Genomic DNA, 15,210 nt, shown 5'->3' on the forward strand with positions numbered 1-15,210 from the left:
TCACACTTTTGCTACCGAACTATTAGCGTGCTTAATCATTCATGTAAAAAATATTTACTTGTCATGCAAAAAAATTGCAGATAAGGTAAATCTCACATCAGATTTCCTGGTGTAACGAATTTTCAAGTGCTTCTTGCATAAGCAAGTTTGATCCCGACCCGTAGGGCCGGGATTTTTTTCGGCCATTTTTAACGGTTTACTTCTGTTACACTAAAATCATGAATATCCAGCTCGAATGCTTCAGCTAATTCATGCCATGTATGATATTCCCGTCCGTCTACGCTCACCCGCTCAGGATCTTCCTGGCTACGGTGAACCTCGCTTTCGCTGATTTCATTGATGGCCGCCAGTAGCGCATCTACATCGACGCTCACTTCGCGCTTGGCCGTATCACTGTACTCTTTTGCCGTTTTCATCTTCACTACCTCACGGGTTCCTGACAGCCTAAGTATAGACCGTTGAGAAAACCAGCAAACACGCCGGCAAGGCGCTGTCAGACGCAGAAAATTGTTCTACACTGGCACAAAGCGACAGGAGGAAAATGATGAAGGTGAATGATCGGGTAACCGTTAAAACGGACGGCGGTCCCCGCCGACCGGGCGTGGTACTGGCAGTGGAAGAATTTAGTGAAGGCACAATGTACCTGGTTTCGCTGGAGGATTACCCGCTCGGCATCTGGTTCTTCAATGAGTCAGGTCACCAGGATGGTATTTTTGTCGAGAAGGCGGAGCAGGACTAATTGAGCCGGACTGGAGGTACATTGCCAGTCCGGATGTCTCAGCGCATGTTAACAAAAATGCCGTTAGTGACGTTATCTGTCAGCCGCACTACGTGATAGATCACTTGTTTATTATGCGTTTTTATCTTTCTTTTTATATTCCCCTTATGGGAGGATACTGTTTTTGCTTTAATATTCATTCTGTCAGAAATCTGAATGGTTCCCTGACCTTCCATCCACATTCGCAACATGCTGGATTCAGTTCGACTTAACGACAATGTTGGTAAATTTATGGTTCCTGAAATACCCGACTCTTTTTTCAGAATATCGCCAAGAATGGTATCCAGCGAGTCAGGTTTAATCGATTTCGAGCTAATCAATAAGTTTTTTCTTACTAATAAATATTCATCAAAATGCACATTAGCAATTGCCATAAAAACAATAAATAACGTGTCAGGATGTTGATTAATGATTTGCTTTATTTGTTGACTGTCTGAAGGCGTATGAATGAAACAGTCCTCATTAATAAACACCACCGAAGGCTGATGCGCGCCACAAGCGATAGCGAGTTCGTCAACGGTTTCGATGTCGTTGATTTCCCTTTTTTTCACCCCTCTGCTGACCAGATACCCGCTTAACCCTAGCCGGGTGTAACTGCATAAATCCATAATAATCGTTGACATGGCATACCCTCACTCAATGCGTAACGATAATTCCCCTTACCTGAATAACTCACCATAATCAGACGGAACACGAATAGTCACCTTAGACAACGCTTACGCGGTTTTTCAGGCGAACTTACTATCCCGTAAAGTTACATATAATTTGCCAGGAATCATCTTAAAGTAAAGTGAATGTTGCGTTATGTGAGTGAAGTAAAAACAAATAAGGGGCAGCGGATATATCCTGGTGAATGTTTTTTAAAATTTATTTTCGGATAAACCTTAGTAAAACAGGATAAAAATTATGGGTTATTATTTATCGGCATCTCGCTAACAATATCAGCAAGCAAATTGAAAATTTCGCTGAATAAATGTTCGCAAAACGGCGCAATTAATGGCATTAGCGCGGCCATCAGCATAATGCCGACGGTGAGGGTAAGCGGGAAACCGATAACAAATATCGAGAGCTGCGGCGCCATGCGGTTTAATAGCCCCAGCGCCAGGTTGAGCGTAAGCAGGAGGGTAATGACCGGCAATGCCAGCATCAGTCCGTTTAAGAAAATGAGCCCTCCGGCCCTGGCGAGCGCCATAAATGCATTACTGTTCACCGGGTTACTACCGATGGGCAGAGTGTGGAAGGTATCGACCAGCAGCGAAATAAGCCACAAATGGCCATTAAATGTGAGAAACAGTAGCATGGCGAGCATATCCATAATACGCGCCAGAACCGGCATATTCAGGTGGCTGCCCGGGTCGACGAAGGTGGCAAAGGAAAGCCCCATTTGCAGACCGATAAACTCACCTGCGGTACGCACCGCCGCAAAGGCAAATTGCATGGTAAATCCCAGCGCAATACCGATCAGAATTTGTTGCATCGCCAGCCATAAGGCGGCAATAGAAAAAAGCGGCGTATCGTTTGCCGGTAGCGACGGCGCGATAACGAGGGTAATCATTATTCCCAACCCCAGTTTTACCCGCTTGGGAATAGCGCGCTCGCTGAGAATGGGCGCCGTTGAAATCAGCGCCAGTACGCGCAGCAAAGGCCAGAAATAGAGATGCAGCCAGTATAGCCATTGCTCGCTTGTAACCTGTATCATCGTTCTGTTTATCCGATGATATAAGGTAAATTGCTGAACAGAGTGCGTACGTAGTCCAGCAGCAGGTTGAGCATCCACGGGCCGGCAATGATAATTGCGATGAATACCGCGACGATTTTAGGGATAAACGACAGCGTCATTTCATTAATCTGAGTCGCGGCCTGCAAAATACTGATAATGAGGCCGGTAATCAGCGCGACGAGTAACAGCGGCGCAGCCAGGGCGAGAGCGACTTTCATCGCCTCGGTCCCCATCATCATGACGGATTCAGGAGTCATTTTGCGCCTCTAACTGTAAAAGCTTTGGGCCAGCGACCCCACAAGCAATTGCCAACCATCGACCAGCACAAACAGCATCAGCTTAAACGGCAGGGCGATTGTCGCTGGCGGCACCATCATCATCCCTAACGCCATCAATACGCTGGCGATCACCAGGTCGATAATCAAAAAAGGGATGAAAATCGTAAAACCGATCTGAAACGCCGTCTTTAATTCGCTGGTGACATAAGCGGGCAGGAGGATACGCATCGGTACTGCTTCCGGTCCCTGTAACGGACCGCTATTGGCCAGACGGGCAAACAGCGCCAGATCGGCTTCGCGGGTTTGGCGCAACATGAACGCGCGTAACGGTTGCGCGCCTTTATCCAGCGCTTCCTGCATAGAAATTTTCTGCTCGCTAAACGGCTGGTAAGCATCCACGTAAATCTTGTCAATGACGGGCGACATAATAAAAAAGGTCAAAAACAACGCCAGCCCGAGTAACACCTGATTTGGCGGTGCCGAGGGCGTGCCCAGCGCGTTACGCAACAGGCCAAAAACAATGATGATACGCGTGAAGCTCGTCATCATCAGTAAAATCGCCGGCAGAAACGTCAGCGAGGTGATGAAAACCAGCGTCTGGACGGATAATGACCAGCTTTGGCCTCCGCCCGCTAATGGTTGGCTGATAAGCCCCGGCAGTTGCGCAGCAGCGGCGGGACTAAAAAGCCACAGACCCGCCAGAGAAAGGAATAACAAACGGCGCATCAGGATCTCCCGGAACGCTTGAGTAAGCTCTTCATCATGTTCTGGAAATCCGCCGGTGGGGCAACGGGTGCTTCCGTGTCATTCTCCGCGGGCGGGAGGGTGTGCAGCAGGTTGATCTGCGAGGCGGTCACGCCCAGTACCAGACGCGCATTTTCGACCTCGACAATCACCACGCGTTCGCGCGGGCCAAGCGAGGCGCTGGCTGACACCTTGAGTCCCCGGACGCTATTTCCTTTTGGCGCGAATCCCATACGCTTAATCACCCAGGCCGCCGCCAGAATGAGCGCAATAATGCCAATTAATGCGCCGCTCACCTGCATGAGCGGCGATCCGGCTGGCGCGGTGGGCTGAGAAACCGTGGCTTCTGTCTTCATCATTAACGACTCAAACGACGCATACGCTCGGATGGCGTAATAATATCGGTGATACGTACGCCGTATTTATCCGCCACGACGACCACTTCACCCTGGGCAATCAGGTAGCCATTAATCAGGATATCCAGCGGCTCGCCCGCCAGCCCGTCCAGCGCGACGACCGACCCCTGCGTCAGACGCAGCAGTTCTTTAATGGTCATTCGCGTGCGGCCCAGCTCTACGGTCAGTTTGACCGGGATATCCATAATCAGATCGATATCCTGCATAGCACCGCTGACATCGCCGCCGCCAAGCTGTTGGAAAACCGCGTCGGCGGCGCTTTTAGTGGTGGTCGCTTTTTGCTCGTTTAACGCGTCAGCCCACAGATCATCCAATGCGCCAGTATTCTCATCGGACGGATTATTCATGTCACTCATTTGGGCTGTTCCTCATTCAGCGAATTCAAAATTGGGTTGATCAAATGTTCTACGCGTAGCGCATACTGTCCGTTTACGGTGCCATATTGGCTGGTGAGTACCGGAACGCCGTCCACATGAGCAATAATGCGGTCGGGTTTTTCAATCGGCAGTACATCGCCGGGTTTCAGCTTCAAAATCTGGGAAAGACGTAACGGAATATCGGCAAAATTGGCCACCAGCTCCAGTTCAGAGTGCTGAACCTGGCGCACCAGGTTATCACGCCAGTTCTGATCTTCATGGCGCGAGTTTTCCAGCGGCGGATTCACCAGCAGCTCACGCAGCGGCTCGATCATGCTAAATGGCAGACAGATGTTAAATTCACCGGTCAGATTGCCGATCTCCACATGAAACGGCGTATTGACGACGATATCGTTCGGCGAGGTGGTGATATTGGTAAATTTCACCTGCATTTCGGAACGCACATACTCCACTTCCAGCGGATTAATGGCTTTCCATGCGTCGCTATAGCCTTCCAGCGCCAGTTTCAGCATACGGTTGATGACACGCTGTTCCGTATGGGTAAACTCGCGGCCCTCGACTTTGGTCGGAAAACGACCGTCGCCGCCGAACAGGTTATCGACGGCAATAAACACCAGACTCGGCGAGAACACCACCAGCCCGGTGCCGCGTAGCGGCTTCAGGTGGATCAGGTTCAGGTTGGTCGGTACCGGCAGGTTACGCGCAAATTCGTGATACGGCTGAATACGTATGGCACCCACGGTAATATCCGGGCTGCGGCGCAGCAGGTTAAATAATCCCATCCGGAACTGGCGTGCGAAACGCTCGTTAATAATCTCCAGCGCCTGCAAGCGTTCGCGCACGACGCGACGCTGGGTATTGGGATCGTAAGGGCGAATATCGCTATCGCTTGCGATACCGGGAGTGGGTTCGTCTTTGGTGTCGCTGTCGCCGTTCAACAGCGCGTCGATTTCAGCCTGAGAAAGAATACTATCGCCCATATCGTTACCGCAGAATAAAAGCTGTATAAAGCACGTCAGTGACGACCTGTTTTGGTTGTCCGGCAACGAGCGGCGCGGCCAGAGTCTCTTTAATGGCGGCAATCAGTTTTTGTTTGCCAGCCTCTGTTGAGAGCTCGGCGGCATTCTGACGGGAAAACAACAACAGCAGACGGCTGCGCACTTCCGGCAGATATTCATTTAATCGCGCGCGCGTCGCTTCGTCTTTCAGGCGCAGGGTCACGCCGATATACAACACGCGATCCGCATCGCCCAGATTGACGGTAAACGTATCCAGCGCAAAAAATACCGGCGCGGGCGGCGGAGCCGGTTCCGCTTTAGCGTTCGTGGTCGGTTGCTGCTGCATACGCCAGTAGCTATAACCGGCGGTCGCGCAGGCGGCGAGGGTAATCAACACCAGCAAAGGTATCCAAATCGAGCGTTTGCTCTTTTTGTTAATCGCGGAGTCAGTCATCTGATACGGGCTTCCTGTTTCGGTACTGCTTATTGGCTGATTATCCCGTGTCCTGTCCACGACAAAGCGTGGAAAAGACGCGGATAATCATGCTACCTCTGGCGTTAGGCGAAGATATCCACTGCGCCATTGCCGCGCGCGGCGGCCTGAAGCGAGGCCGGCGCCGCTAACGCTATGTCATCTTCAGCGCCAAACGCGTCCGTGTGTTGGGCGCGGGAAGACTGTTGTTGCGACGAAGACTGCTGCTGTCCGGCAAAGCTTTCGCTACTGATACTGCTTTGTCCCAACTGAATGCCGCTTTCCGCCAACTGGGTGCGCAACATGGGCAGGGCGGCTTCCAGCGCGGCGCGGACATGGCTGTGCGGCGATACCATCTGGAGCTGCGCCTGATTGTCATCCAGCTTGAGCGAAATATGCACCTGACCTAACTCTTCCGGATGCAATCGAAGCTGCGCGCTTTGCTGTCCCTGACGCGTAAATAACATGACCTGCTGACTGAACGTTTGCTGCCATTCATGGCTGCCTAACGGCGCGCTGAGTACCGGGGCTGAGGCGACAGGTAGCGGTTGCGCCGTGGCGCTGCTGAGCGTCGGCATTGCCGCGCCATGCGTTACTGGCGCGGGCGGGCTATCCACCTCCACTTTCGCGCTGGTCGCGGCGGCAGCGACTACCAGCGGCGTCAGTGCTGGCCCCGTGGCGCGATCGTCGCTGGCGCGCGCAAGCGACGCCTCGGTTTTCCCTTTTTCATGCTCGCTAAAAGAGAGCGTATGTGTCTCTTCCTGCGGCGCCGATGGCATGTCGCCGCGTAACAGTGACGGCAAGGCGATGTGATTTTCAGCCGGCGTTTCTCCGGCGACAGGCGTCGCGACAGGTTGTCCGGGCAGCATGGCGAATAAGGCGCTCAGACTGGCAAGATCCTCATCGCTCAGCGCGGGCGTTTTCTCATCATGCTGCGCCGTCTTACTCAGTGCGGCCAGAGCGCTGGTTTTCAACGATGGCGTTAGCGTAGACAGTAGATGCTGCGCTTGTGTCAGATCGGTAAGCGTTTCATCCGTCGCATTCGCTTTTTGCGCCAGCAGGTCGGCAAGCTTCACCGCCTGGACTGGCTCGCCATGTTGGGTCCGTAGCTCTTTCGATAACTTGCCGCCTGCCGCCTGTAAATCGGCCAGCGTGATGCGGGCGTCTTTGCCCTGTGCGCCGTCTGCGCCTAACGCGCCCGCCAGGAGCGCCAGAAAGTCCTCGGCTGAACCGGTGGTTTTTCCTGACGTCAGACCCGCGGTCATGTCGGTATCGGTGGTGATCAGTTGGGGCAGGGTGATCATTCGGGTTTCCTCATTGCTGCACGCTGAGCAAATTCATCCATCTTTTTCTGATCCATGCGGTTTTCAGCTAACAGCGCTGCCGCGGTTTGTCGGTCCTGTAAGGTTTGCCAGGCCTGAAGTCGCTGCTTTTTCTCACGCCAGCTCTTCAGCGCCAGGTCGACTTTTTGCGTCCACTGCGTAAGCTGGAGGCGATGCTGCTCTATCGCCTTTTCCAGTGTCTGAATAAACTGCTGATAGTTGATCCAGCGATTACTGGCGATGCCGTTGCCCATATCGGTGTTCAAATTACTGCGATACTCATTCTGATAATCGATCAGCATTTTGAGCTGTTCTTCCGCCTGTTGGCAGCCGCGACGCATTTCGCCCAGTAAACGCGCCGCGTCATCTACCTCTTTTTCGGCCAGATCTTTGAGTGTTTCCAGAGCGCCATGTTGTGCCATGATCGTCGCCCTCCTGCTTTATCACACCGTCGGGAAAATTAAATCGAGCGCCTGCAGAGAGTCTTCCCAGTCGGCCCGTTCAAAAATGCCTTGCTGTAAAAACGCTTCCAGTTGCGGCCATAAGGTAATGGCTTTATCGAGCATCGGATCGCTGCCTTTGGCATAGGCGCCGACGCTGACCAGATCGCGGTTACGCTGGAAACTGGAAAGCAACTGTTTAAATAGCCGTACCCGCGCATAGTGCTGCTCGGTAATGAGCGCGGTCATCGCCCGGCTGATTGACGCCTCGATATCAATGGCCGGATAGTGCCCGGCCTCCGCCAGACGGCGGGACAAGACAATGTGCCCGTCGAGGATTGCGCGTGCCGAGTCGGCAATGGGATCTTGTTGGTCGTCCCCCTCGGTCAACACGGTATAAAACGCGGTGATAGAGCCGCCGCCATGGATGCCATTACCGGCACGCTCGACCAGCGCCGGCAGCTTTGCGAACACCGAGGGCGGATAACCTTTGGTGGCTGGCGGTTCGCCGATTGCCAGCGCAATTTCACGCTGCGCCATCGCATAGCGCGTCAGCGAATCCATAATCAGCAACACATGCTGTCCGCGATCGCGAAAATCTTCGGCGATGCGGGTGGCATAGGCGGCGCCCTGCATTCGCAGCAGCGGCGAAACATCCGCCGGGGCGGCAATCACCACCGAACGCGCGCGACCGTCGGGGCCGAGAATATTTTCGATAAAATCTTTAACTTCGCGGCCACGTTCGCCGATAAGTCCCACGACAATCACGTCCGCCCGCGTGTAGCGCGCCATCATGCCAAGCAGAACCGATTTACCGACGCCGGAACCGGCAAAGAGTCCCATACGCTGACCGCGCCCTACGGTTAACAACGCGTTGATAGCGCGTACGCCGGTATCCAACACATGTTCGATTGGCGTTCGCTGTAGCGGGTTAAACGGCGGCGTGATTAACGCGCCGGTTTCCAGCGTATCCGGCGCAGGCAGTCCGTCGAGCGGTTTACCGCCGCCATCCAGCACCCGACCAAGCAGGGCCGGGCCGAGCGGTAACTGTTTGCCGCTTTGCAGACCGTCGCCATGCCCGTTACGGGCGTAAACGCGGGCACCGGGCAGAATGCCTTCGACCTCTTCCAGCGGCATTAGAAACAGACGCTGGCCATTAAAACCGACGACTTCCGATTCCACCTCTTTGGTTTCAGGGCCGTCCTGGCGCTCAATAATGCAGGTGGCGCCCAGCGGAAGCTGGAGACCGGTGGCCTCCAGTACCAGGCCAGTGGCGCGGGTTAAACGTCCATAACGGCGCACCGCCGGCAATAACGCCATTTTTGCTTCAAAGTTGTCGAGCGCGGTAAGCCAGCGGGTCAGGCGCGTGGTCATCAGAGCACTCCCGGCGCCGCCAGGCGACACAACTCTTGCCAGCGAGTGGCGACGCTGGCGTCCAGATCGCCCTCATCGGCAGAGACTTTACACCCGCCGTGATGCAACGTTGGATCGCCGCGCAACCGCCATCCGTGAAGACTGAGCGTGGCGCCCAGCATCTCTTCCACCCGCTGTAAGTCGTCCGGATGCACGCGCAACTGCGGCTTGCCGCTAAAGAGCGGCTCTTGCTGCAACAGTTGTTGGATCTGTTTAATCAGCGCTGAGTTGTCCACCGCCGGCGTTTGGCCGATGACCTGACGTGCGGCCTCCAGGGCCATTTGCATCAGCCGTGAGGCGATAACGCTATCGAGCGCGTCAAGTGTGTTCTGAAACTCGCTCACTAACTGCTGCATACGGGCATGAATCGGCGCCTGCTGCGTCTGCGCCTGGGCTTGTCCTTGCTCCAGCCCCTGCGCTAACCCTTCCTGGTATCCCTGCGCGTGTCCTTTTTGCCGTCCCTCCGCCAGCCCGGCGTTATAACCTTGTTCATGGGCCTGTATTTTTAGCTGCGCCAGCTCCTGCTCCAGCTGCTGTTCGGCAGTGAGTTCGGGCTCCGGCGTATCTTCTGTCAAGGTCACGTTATCAGCCTCAACCGGCACAAACGTTTCTGGCGGCGGGGCGAGATCGTCGGGGGTCCAGACTTGCCACGGCAATTCATTAGACATAGGTATCCTCGCCGCTGCCAATCACCATTTCGCCGGTTTCCGCCAGACGACGCACAATAAGCAGAATCGCTTTCTGCTCGTTTTCCACCTGAGACAGACGAACCGGGCCACGGTTGGCAAGGTCGTCGCGCAGGATATCGGCGGCGCGCTGGGACATATTGCGCAGGAACTTCTCGCGTAATGGCGGTTCGGCGCCTTTCAGAGCGATCAGCAGCGATTCGGAATCCACTTCCTGCAACAGACGCTGGATACTGCGATCGTCCACATCCACCAGATTTTCGAACAGGAACATCTCGTCGATGATTTTCTGCGCCAGTTCGCCGTCGAATTCGCGCACAGCGGTAATAACCGCTTCTTCCTGCTGCGTTTTCATCAGGTTGATAATTTCCGCCGCGGTTCTTACGCCGCCCATTTTACTGCGTTTCAGGTTCTGACCGTCGAGCAGGCCATTCAGCACTTCGGTCAATTCCGCCAGCGCCGCCGGCTGTACGCCGCCAAATGTCGCGATACGCAGCATCACATCATGACGCAGTCGTTCGTCAAACAGCGCCAGAATATCGGCGGCCTGACTGCGTTTAAGGTGGACCAGAATGGTGGCGATAATCTGCGGGTGTTCGTCGCGAATCAGGTCGGCGGCGCTCTGCGGTTCCATAAAGTTGAGCGTTTCGATACCGCTGGTGGTATCGCGCGTTTCCAGAATATCTTCCAGCAGGCTGGAGGCGCGTTCTTCGCCCAGCGCTTTAACCAGTACGGAGCGCAGGTATTCGTTGGCGTTGATATTCAGCGCGGCGAACTGCTCCGCTTCTTGCTCAAACTCTGATAGTACGTCCGTCAGTTGCTTGTTGGAGATCTGACGCACGTTAGCCATCGCCGTACTTAACGCCTGTACTTCGCGGGTGGAGAGGTGTTTAAACACCTCTGCCGCCCGGTCTTCGCCAATGGTCATCAACAAAATGACGCTTTTATCGGTACCGCTAAGATTACTCATGATCGTTACTCATCCACTGGCGAATGACCAGCGCCACAACGCGCGGATCGTTGTCTGACATTTCGCGAATACGCTGGCTCATCACCTCAGCGCCCAGACGCTGGTTAGCCCGGCGTTGCTGGAGCTGCTCGTCTTTGCTAAGGCGTACTTCCACGGCTTCTTCGGTTTCCTGGCGAACCTGCGCCTGTTCCTGCGCCGCTTTCGCTTCTTCAACGCGGCGCGTCAACTGCGGACGTACCGCTTTGCGCCACAGAATCCAGGCCACCACCAGCACCAGCAACCAGCGACCTGCCGCGAGCAACTGATCGATAAAGGACTGCTGTTGCCAGAAGGGCAGTTCGCCGCCGGTGTTATCCACTGCGCTAAACGGTGAATTCACCACATTTAGCGTATCGCCGCGTTTATCAGAAAAACCCATCGCCTCACGGGTTAGATCCTCGATCTGTTTCATCTGATCGGCGGTCAATGGTAGCGGTTTGCCATCCGCCAGCGTTTTGTAATTCACCACGACGGCCACGGAGAGACGCTCAATATCGCCCACATTCATTTTGGTGTGACGAATGGTGCGGTCCACTTCGTAGTTACTGGTTTCATTACGCTGTGTACTGCGCGGGCCAGCACTGTTACTGTTGGTACTGGTGCTGGTTTGTGGCGTATTCTGCGCGTTTTGTTGATTGGTCGGCGGCGTGGCGATCGGCGCCTCGTTAGGCGGCGCTGGTTGGTTCGACAGCGCGCCAGGCACGCCGCCGGGATAGCCCGCGCCTACCTGTTCGCTAATATTCAACTGACGTGAACGCAGGGTGGCCTTCGACGCATCGCCGTTCGGGCTGTAGTGCTCTTCCGTCTGTTCTTTATTGGCAAAATCCAACTGGGCGGTTACCTGAGCGTGAACATTACCGTTCCCGACGATAGGCGACAGAATGGCTTCGATACGGCGTTGGATGCGGCTTTCCACATCATTAGCGAATTTTAATTGCGCGTCATTAAGGTCGCGACCGCTGGTATTGGATTGCGTGAGCAGATGACCGGATTGATCGACCAGCGTGACGTTTCCTGGCGGCAAACCAGCGACAGCGCTGGAAACCAGATGTACCACGGCGCTAATTTGTCCTTCATCCAGCGCCCGTCCCGGTTCAAGTGTGACGGTGACGGAGGCGGAAGGGGATTTTTGTTCCCGCACAAATAGCGACGGCTTTGGCATCGCCAGGTGAACGCGGGCGCTTTTTACCGGACCCAGAGTCTCGATCGTCCGGGCCAGTTCACCTTCCAGCGCGCGCTGATAATTCACCTGCTCGCTGAACTGGCTGATACCGAATTTTTCCTGATCAAGCAGTTCAAAGCCTACCGCGCCGCCTTTAGGCAGTCCCTGCTGCGCCAGACGCAGACGCAGTTCATGCACTTTGTCGGCGGGCACTTCAATTGCGCCGCTGCCATTGGCAAAGCGATAGGGGATATTCATCTGGGTCAACTGCGCGACGATCGCGCCGCCGTCCTGATCGGAAAGGTTGCTAAATAGCGTGCGGTAATCGGGCGTTTTGGCCCACAGCACCATCGCAACGACGATCGCCACGGCGGCGGAACCCGCCACAATTAACGGAATTCGGGGATTCGCGCGTAGGCGATTAAGCCACTCGAGAGGTTTAGGTTGGGTTGCAGTCGATGCAGTCGCACTCATCTCGCACCTCGTGACTGATCGTGGACGGCGTTTTTTGCAAAGTGGAACAAGACTCACTCCCGGGTCAGCAAACTCGAAAAATTGACGGTCTCATTATTTGTGGTTTCGAATTTTTCTATGCGCTAAAAACCGAGGTTTTTTATCGTTATTTAACGCCTTTATCTTATTGACAAACTGGTAATCTCTGCTGCGTAAAAAATCATCCAGGGGAATAGCATGGCAGCAATACAGGGGATTGAAGGGGTTATTAGCCAGTTACAGGCGACGGCGATGGCCGCGCGCGGGCAAGAAACGCACTCGCAGTCGACGGTGAGTTTTGCCGGCCAGCTACATGCTGCGCTGGATCGTATTAGCGACAGACAGACGGCGGCGCGCGTTCAGGCGGAAAAATTCACTCTGGGTGAGCCGGGCATTGCGCTTAATGACGTGATGGCCGATATGCAAAAGGCGTCCGTCTCCATGCAAATGGGGATTCAGGTGCGCAATAAGCTGGTCGCCGCGTACCAGGAAGTCATGTCCATGCAGGTTTAAGCCAGGGCTGACAACCCATCCGCAGCGAACTCCCGGGCGCTTACCTAAGTCAGCGGCGGGGGGCGCGACGCCCATGCAACCAGTGCGTGATTATGTGGGCTTGTTTTTTGCGAGGCGCGCTCATTTTATTGATAAGCGGGTTGCACATTGTTGCAGGGACTTATTAAAAATAGGGTACGCCTGTTTACTGACGCCATTCATTCCTACTATTCGTTCTGACGCTATTGTCATTGAGTTTGCAATCCAGAATGTTCCTGCAATATATGCGCCGTTGCGATAATACACGGTAAATTCTTTACTAATGCCTGGAATATCTGTTTCATGGAGATCCAGTATATACCCATACGGGGACAGGTTATCAGCGAGACAGCGGGCAATGGCGCTCGGATGTGCATTGACCACTGTGACGGGTGAGTAACGGGCAGCGGCAAGACAGACGACTCCAATAATGGAGATGAAAATAATTTTTATCATTTTTTGGGCTTCTGCTGTGCATAAATAAATCATCACCTGATGGTGTCAGTGAGTAAAAATATAAATACCTGATAGTCTTTTATGGCGTAGACGGAAAATAATAATTGTTTTATTTTTTGATTAAAATAACCCTGGATTTTTCATCGGCTCAGACAAAATTAAAACGGTATACGTTATATAATAGATTTATGCCACGGCGCACAAGACGACCTTGTCTGATTTCTTTTATGCGTTTTAGATTTTTGCCGGTTATGCCGTAAAAGGTCTCCCGCCGTAACGTACAGCGGGAGTATGCGCTTATTTTTGAATCAGATAACGAATTGTCGGGCCATCCTGTTGGATATCCAGCACCGTATAACCGTGATTGCGCGCATCCAGTGGAATATTATTAATGGACTGCGGACAGTCGCTCACCACTTCCAGGATCTCCCCTTTTTTTAGCTGCGGCATCGCTTCCAGAGTGGCGACCGCCGGGTACGGGCAAGGTTCGCCAACCATATCCAGACGGTAATCAGGGACGATATTTTTCATACAGATTCCTTAGCAGGCGTCAGCCCCGCACGGCGGAAAAAACGTTTTTCCCAGCCGATAATTAACATCAGCGCGGCAAATAATAACAGGTAGGTGACCAGCAGACCGCCCAGCGGACCAAAGGTGTTCAGCAGGTTAACTTTATCCCAACTGGTCGCCAGCGCGGGCGCGAAATCATCCCAGTAGTAAGCCAGGATGGTCGAACCGATGACATTGCCGAGGCCCACCCACCAGTAATGCACCTGGCCTTCTACGGCGCGGTACATCCAGCCGGTTTCGCAGCCGCCCGCCAGCACGATGCCAAAACCGAACAGCAGTCCGCCAATGACCGCATTCGGGCCAGCCCACATAATTTTAGGTGCAACGCCCAACTGCACGTAGCTGAAAATACCAATGGCGCTGACCGCCATGCCAAAAATAATCGCTTTCGCCATATGGGCGCGTCCGGAGATCCACAGATCGCGAAAGGCCGAAGTAAAGCAGATTTGCGCGCGCTCGATCAGCAGCCCAAACCCGACGCCGAACAGCATCGCCAGCCCCAGTTTCGGCTGATGCATTGCCGTTAATAACGCCCAGCCAATCATGCCGATAAAGACCAGCATACCGAGCCTGAAACGCCGTCTTGCCTGATCCGGTTTCTGCGTCAGTGGCGAAGCCGCGGAGACCTTTTGCATTTTCACCGGTATGCGAAATATCGGCAGCAACGTAAAGCGGGCGCCGAACCAGGAGCCGATAGCGGTCGCCAGCGCAAAGAACCACGCGTGTAGGGAGAACTGCGGGATCCCGGTAAAAAAGGCGGCCAGGTTACACCCCATCGCCAGACGCGCGCCGAAGCCAGCGATAATGCCTCCGGCCACCGCCTGTACGATACGGATTCGGCTGCGCGGCATACGCAGTTTTACGTTGTTGGCCCACAGCGCCGCGGCGAAACAGCCGCCGAACATGCCGAGGATCATCATGCCGTCGATACGCGTCAGCGGCGTACCTTCCAGATGAATCAGCTTGTAGTAGCCCCACTGTTCGGCATGAACGCCAAAAAGCTGCAAAATTTGCCCGCCCCAGCGGGTAAATTCGCCCGTCACGGCCCAAAACGTGCCGGTGATGCCAAAATAGTAGGTAGAGAGAATACCGGCTGCGATCACCGCAGGGGCCGGCGCCCAGAATTTAATTAACCAGGTTTGCTTGAAGTGTTGCCATGACATGTGTTTAGCCTCTGAACTCAGAAGGTGTGAAACAAGAAGTGCGCATACTACACCGATCACAGAATTTGCCTACACCTAATAAGCGGTAATACCGACTGGATCAAATTGCGGCCAGCGCCTGGAAAGGCTGGCGGCGTCAGGGCTTTAATGCCACAATTCTTCTTTCTTCTGATGCAGGATGAA

General features: G+C 54.1%; 20 protein-coding genes. 2 read left to right on the plus strand and 18 right to left on the minus strand.

The window, feature by feature from the left end; translation table 11 throughout:
• Nucleotides 1–188 precede the first annotated feature (188 nt).
• On the minus strand, nt 189–416 hold the full coding sequence (gene yodD / locus J4728_RS07380) for a YodD family peroxide/acid resistance protein (protein ID WP_000844798.1): 228 nt from the start codon (nt 414–416) through the stop codon (nt 189–191).
• A gap of 128 nt (nt 417–544) precedes the next feature.
• On the opposite strand from yodD, the gene dsrB reads away from it, so the two are divergent.
• Nucleotides 545–739 carry a protein DsrB gene (gene dsrB / locus J4728_RS07385; RefSeq protein ID WP_000867218.1) on the plus strand — a complete coding sequence of 65 codons (195 nt, stop codon included), beginning with the start codon at nt 545–547 and terminating at the stop codon, nt 737–739.
• Between the two features lie 38 nt (nt 740–777).
• Here the strand turns inward: dsrB and rcsA are convergent, their stop codons facing one another.
• The 14 genes from rcsA to fliF form a co-directional block, all read right to left on the minus strand.
• The gene (gene rcsA, locus J4728_RS07390; protein WP_000103971.1) at nt 778–1,401 is read right to left on the minus strand and encodes a transcriptional regulator RcsA; all 624 of its coding nucleotides are present in this window, start codon (nt 1,399–1,401) and stop codon (nt 778–780) included.
• 281 nt (nt 1,402–1,682) lie between these two features.
• Nucleotides 1,683–2,477 (minus strand): flagellar biosynthetic protein FliR, encoded by a 795-nt coding sequence (gene fliR / locus J4728_RS07395; protein WP_000616953.1) that lies wholly within the window; start codon nt 2,475–2,477, stop codon nt 1,683–1,685.
• Between the two features lie 8 nt (nt 2,478–2,485).
• Complete coding sequence (fliQ, locus tag J4728_RS07400; protein ID WP_000187354.1) at nt 2,486–2,755, minus strand: flagellar biosynthesis protein FliQ; 270 nt, start codon at nt 2,753–2,755, stop codon at nt 2,486–2,488.
• 9 nt (nt 2,756–2,764) lie between these two features.
• Nucleotides 2,765–3,502 (minus strand): flagellar type III secretion system pore protein FliP, encoded by a 738-nt coding sequence (gene fliP / locus J4728_RS07405; protein WP_001253411.1) that lies wholly within the window; start codon nt 3,500–3,502, stop codon nt 2,765–2,767.
• Nucleotides 3,502–3,879 (minus strand): flagellar biosynthetic protein FliO, encoded by a 378-nt coding sequence (gene fliO, locus J4728_RS07410; RefSeq protein WP_000978276.1) that lies wholly within the window; start codon nt 3,877–3,879, stop codon nt 3,502–3,504. Before fliO ends, fliP begins: the two co-directional genes overlap by 1 nt.
• Nucleotides 3,879–4,292, minus strand: a complete 414-nt coding sequence (gene fliN, locus J4728_RS07415) for a flagellar motor switch protein FliN (RefSeq protein ID WP_001282115.1) — start codon at nt 4,290–4,292, stop codon at nt 3,879–3,881. Before fliN ends, fliO begins: the two co-directional genes overlap by 1 nt.
• Nucleotides 4,289–5,293: a flagellar motor switch protein FliM gene (gene fliM, locus J4728_RS07420; protein ID WP_000502811.1), complete on the minus strand. Its 1,005-nt coding sequence runs from the start codon at nt 5,291–5,293 to the stop codon at nt 4,289–4,291. Before fliM ends, fliN begins: the two co-directional genes overlap by 4 nt.
• A gap of 4 nt (nt 5,294–5,297) precedes the next feature.
• Nucleotides 5,298–5,765, minus strand: coding sequence for a flagellar basal body-associated protein FliL (fliL, locus tag J4728_RS07425; protein ID WP_000132169.1), 468 nt, complete (start codon nt 5,763–5,765; stop codon nt 5,298–5,300).
• A 104-nt stretch (nt 5,766–5,869) separates the two neighbouring features.
• Entirely contained in the window at nt 5,870–7,087 is a 1,218-nt protein-coding gene (gene fliK, locus J4728_RS07430) for a flagellar hook length control protein FliK (RefSeq protein ID WP_208211504.1), read from the minus strand.
• Entirely contained in the window at nt 7,084–7,527 is a 444-nt protein-coding gene (gene fliJ / locus J4728_RS07435; RefSeq protein ID WP_000046981.1) for a flagellar export protein FliJ, read from the minus strand. Before fliJ ends, fliK begins: the two co-directional genes overlap by 4 nt.
• 21 nt (nt 7,528–7,548) lie before the next feature.
• Nucleotides 7,549–8,919 carry a flagellar protein export ATPase FliI gene (gene fliI / locus J4728_RS07440; protein WP_000213257.1) on the minus strand — a complete coding sequence of 457 codons (1,371 nt, stop codon included), beginning with the start codon at nt 8,917–8,919 and terminating at the stop codon, nt 7,549–7,551.
• The gene (gene fliH / locus J4728_RS07445; RefSeq protein WP_000064163.1) at nt 8,919–9,626 is read right to left on the minus strand and encodes a flagellar assembly protein FliH; all 708 of its coding nucleotides are present in this window, start codon (nt 9,624–9,626) and stop codon (nt 8,919–8,921) included. Before fliH ends, fliI begins: the two co-directional genes overlap by 1 nt.
• On the minus strand, nt 9,619–10,614 hold the full coding sequence (fliG, locus tag J4728_RS07450) for a flagellar motor switch protein FliG (RefSeq protein WP_000067735.1): 996 nt from the start codon (nt 10,612–10,614) through the stop codon (nt 9,619–9,621). Before fliG ends, fliH begins: the two co-directional genes overlap by 8 nt.
• Nucleotides 10,607–12,289, minus strand: coding sequence for a flagellar basal-body MS-ring/collar protein FliF (gene fliF, locus J4728_RS07455; RefSeq protein WP_001276834.1), 1,683 nt, complete (start codon nt 12,287–12,289; stop codon nt 10,607–10,609). The genes fliG and fliF overlap by 8 nt, the downstream gene beginning before the upstream one ends.
• 216 nt (nt 12,290–12,505) lie before the next feature.
• On the opposite strand from fliF, the gene fliE reads away from it, so the two are divergent.
• Complete coding sequence (fliE, locus tag J4728_RS07460) at nt 12,506–12,820, plus strand: flagellar hook-basal body complex protein FliE (protein ID WP_000719039.1); 315 nt, start codon at nt 12,506–12,508, stop codon at nt 12,818–12,820.
• A gap of 120 nt (nt 12,821–12,940) precedes the next feature.
• Here fliE and J4728_RS07465 read toward each other — a convergent pair whose 3' ends face one another.
• From J4728_RS07465 to yedE, 3 genes are all read right to left on the minus strand, one after another.
• Entirely contained in the window at nt 12,941–13,327 is a 387-nt protein-coding gene (locus J4728_RS07465; RefSeq protein WP_077917352.1) for a hypothetical protein, read from the minus strand.
• Between the two features lie 264 nt (nt 13,328–13,591).
• Nucleotides 13,592–13,825 carry a sulfurtransferase-like selenium metabolism protein YedF gene (gene yedF / locus J4728_RS07470; RefSeq protein WP_000790504.1) on the minus strand — a complete coding sequence of 78 codons (234 nt, stop codon included), beginning with the start codon at nt 13,823–13,825 and terminating at the stop codon, nt 13,592–13,594.
• Nucleotides 13,822–15,027, minus strand: coding sequence for a selenium metabolism membrane protein YedE/FdhT (gene yedE / locus J4728_RS07475; protein ID WP_001662379.1), 1,206 nt, complete (start codon nt 15,025–15,027; stop codon nt 13,822–13,824). Before yedE ends, yedF begins: the two co-directional genes overlap by 4 nt.
• Nucleotides 15,028–15,210: the final 183 nt, after the last annotated feature.

The organism is Salmonella sp. 32070601201500089SM, assembly GCF_017573605.1.
Lineage (GTDB): Bacteria > Pseudomonadota > Gammaproteobacteria > Enterobacterales > Enterobacteriaceae > Salmonella > Salmonella enterica.

Coding starts and splice junctions, on each gene's coding strand:
- dsrB (WP_000867218.1), top strand. CDS start 545: ATGAAGGTGAATGATCGGGTAACCGTTAAAACGGACGGCGGTCCCCGC.
- fliE (WP_000719039.1), top strand. CDS start 12,506: ATGGCAGCAATACAGGGGATTGAAGGGGTTATTAGCCAGTTACAGGCG.
- fliR (WP_000616953.1), bottom strand. CDS start 2,477: ATGATACAGGTTACAAGCGAGCAATGGCTATACTGGCTGCATCTCTAT.
- fliP (WP_001253411.1), bottom strand. CDS start 3,502: ATGCGCCGTTTGTTATTCCTTTCTCTGGCGGGTCTGTGGCTTTTTAGT.
- fliH (WP_000064163.1), bottom strand. CDS start 9,626: ATGTCTAATGAATTGCCGTGGCAAGTCTGGACCCCCGACGATCTCGCC.
- fliL (WP_000132169.1), bottom strand. CDS start 5,765: ATGACTGACTCCGCGATTAACAAAAAGAGCAAACGCTCGATTTGGATA.
- yedE (WP_001662379.1), bottom strand. CDS start 15,027: ATGTCATGGCAACACTTCAAGCAAACCTGGTTAATTAAATTCTGGGCG.
- fliO (WP_000978276.1), bottom strand. CDS start 3,879: ATGATGAAGACAGAAGCCACGGTTTCTCAGCCCACCGCGCCAGCCGGA.
- fliI (WP_000213257.1), bottom strand. CDS start 8,919: ATGACCACGCGCCTGACCCGCTGGCTTACCGCGCTCGACAACTTTGAA.
- fliN (WP_001282115.1), bottom strand. CDS start 4,292: ATGAGTGACATGAATAATCCGTCCGATGAGAATACTGGCGCATTGGAT.
- fliQ (WP_000187354.1), bottom strand. CDS start 2,755: ATGACTCCTGAATCCGTCATGATGATGGGGACCGAGGCGATGAAAGTC.
- rcsA (WP_000103971.1), bottom strand. CDS start 1,401: ATGTCAACGATTATTATGGATTTATGCAGTTACACCCGGCTAGGGTTA.
- yedF (WP_000790504.1), bottom strand. CDS start 13,825: ATGAAAAATATCGTCCCTGATTACCGTCTGGATATGGTTGGCGAACCT.
- yodD (WP_000844798.1), bottom strand. CDS start 416: ATGAAAACGGCAAAAGAGTACAGTGATACGGCCAAGCGCGAAGTGAGC.
- fliF (WP_001276834.1), bottom strand. CDS start 12,289: ATGAGTGCGACTGCATCGACTGCAACCCAACCTAAACCTCTCGAGTGG.
- fliM (WP_000502811.1), bottom strand. CDS start 5,293: ATGGGCGATAGTATTCTTTCTCAGGCTGAAATCGACGCGCTGTTGAAC.
- fliK (WP_208211504.1), bottom strand. CDS start 7,087: ATGATCACCCTGCCCCAACTGATCACCACCGATACCGACATGACCGCG.
- fliG (WP_000067735.1), bottom strand. CDS start 10,614: ATGAGTAATCTTAGCGGTACCGATAAAAGCGTCATTTTGTTGATGACC.
- fliJ (WP_000046981.1), bottom strand. CDS start 7,527: ATGGCACAACATGGCGCTCTGGAAACACTCAAAGATCTGGCCGAAAAA.
- J4728_RS07465 (WP_077917352.1), bottom strand. CDS start 13,327: ATGATTTATTTATGCACAGCAGAAGCCCAAAAAATGATAAAAATTATT.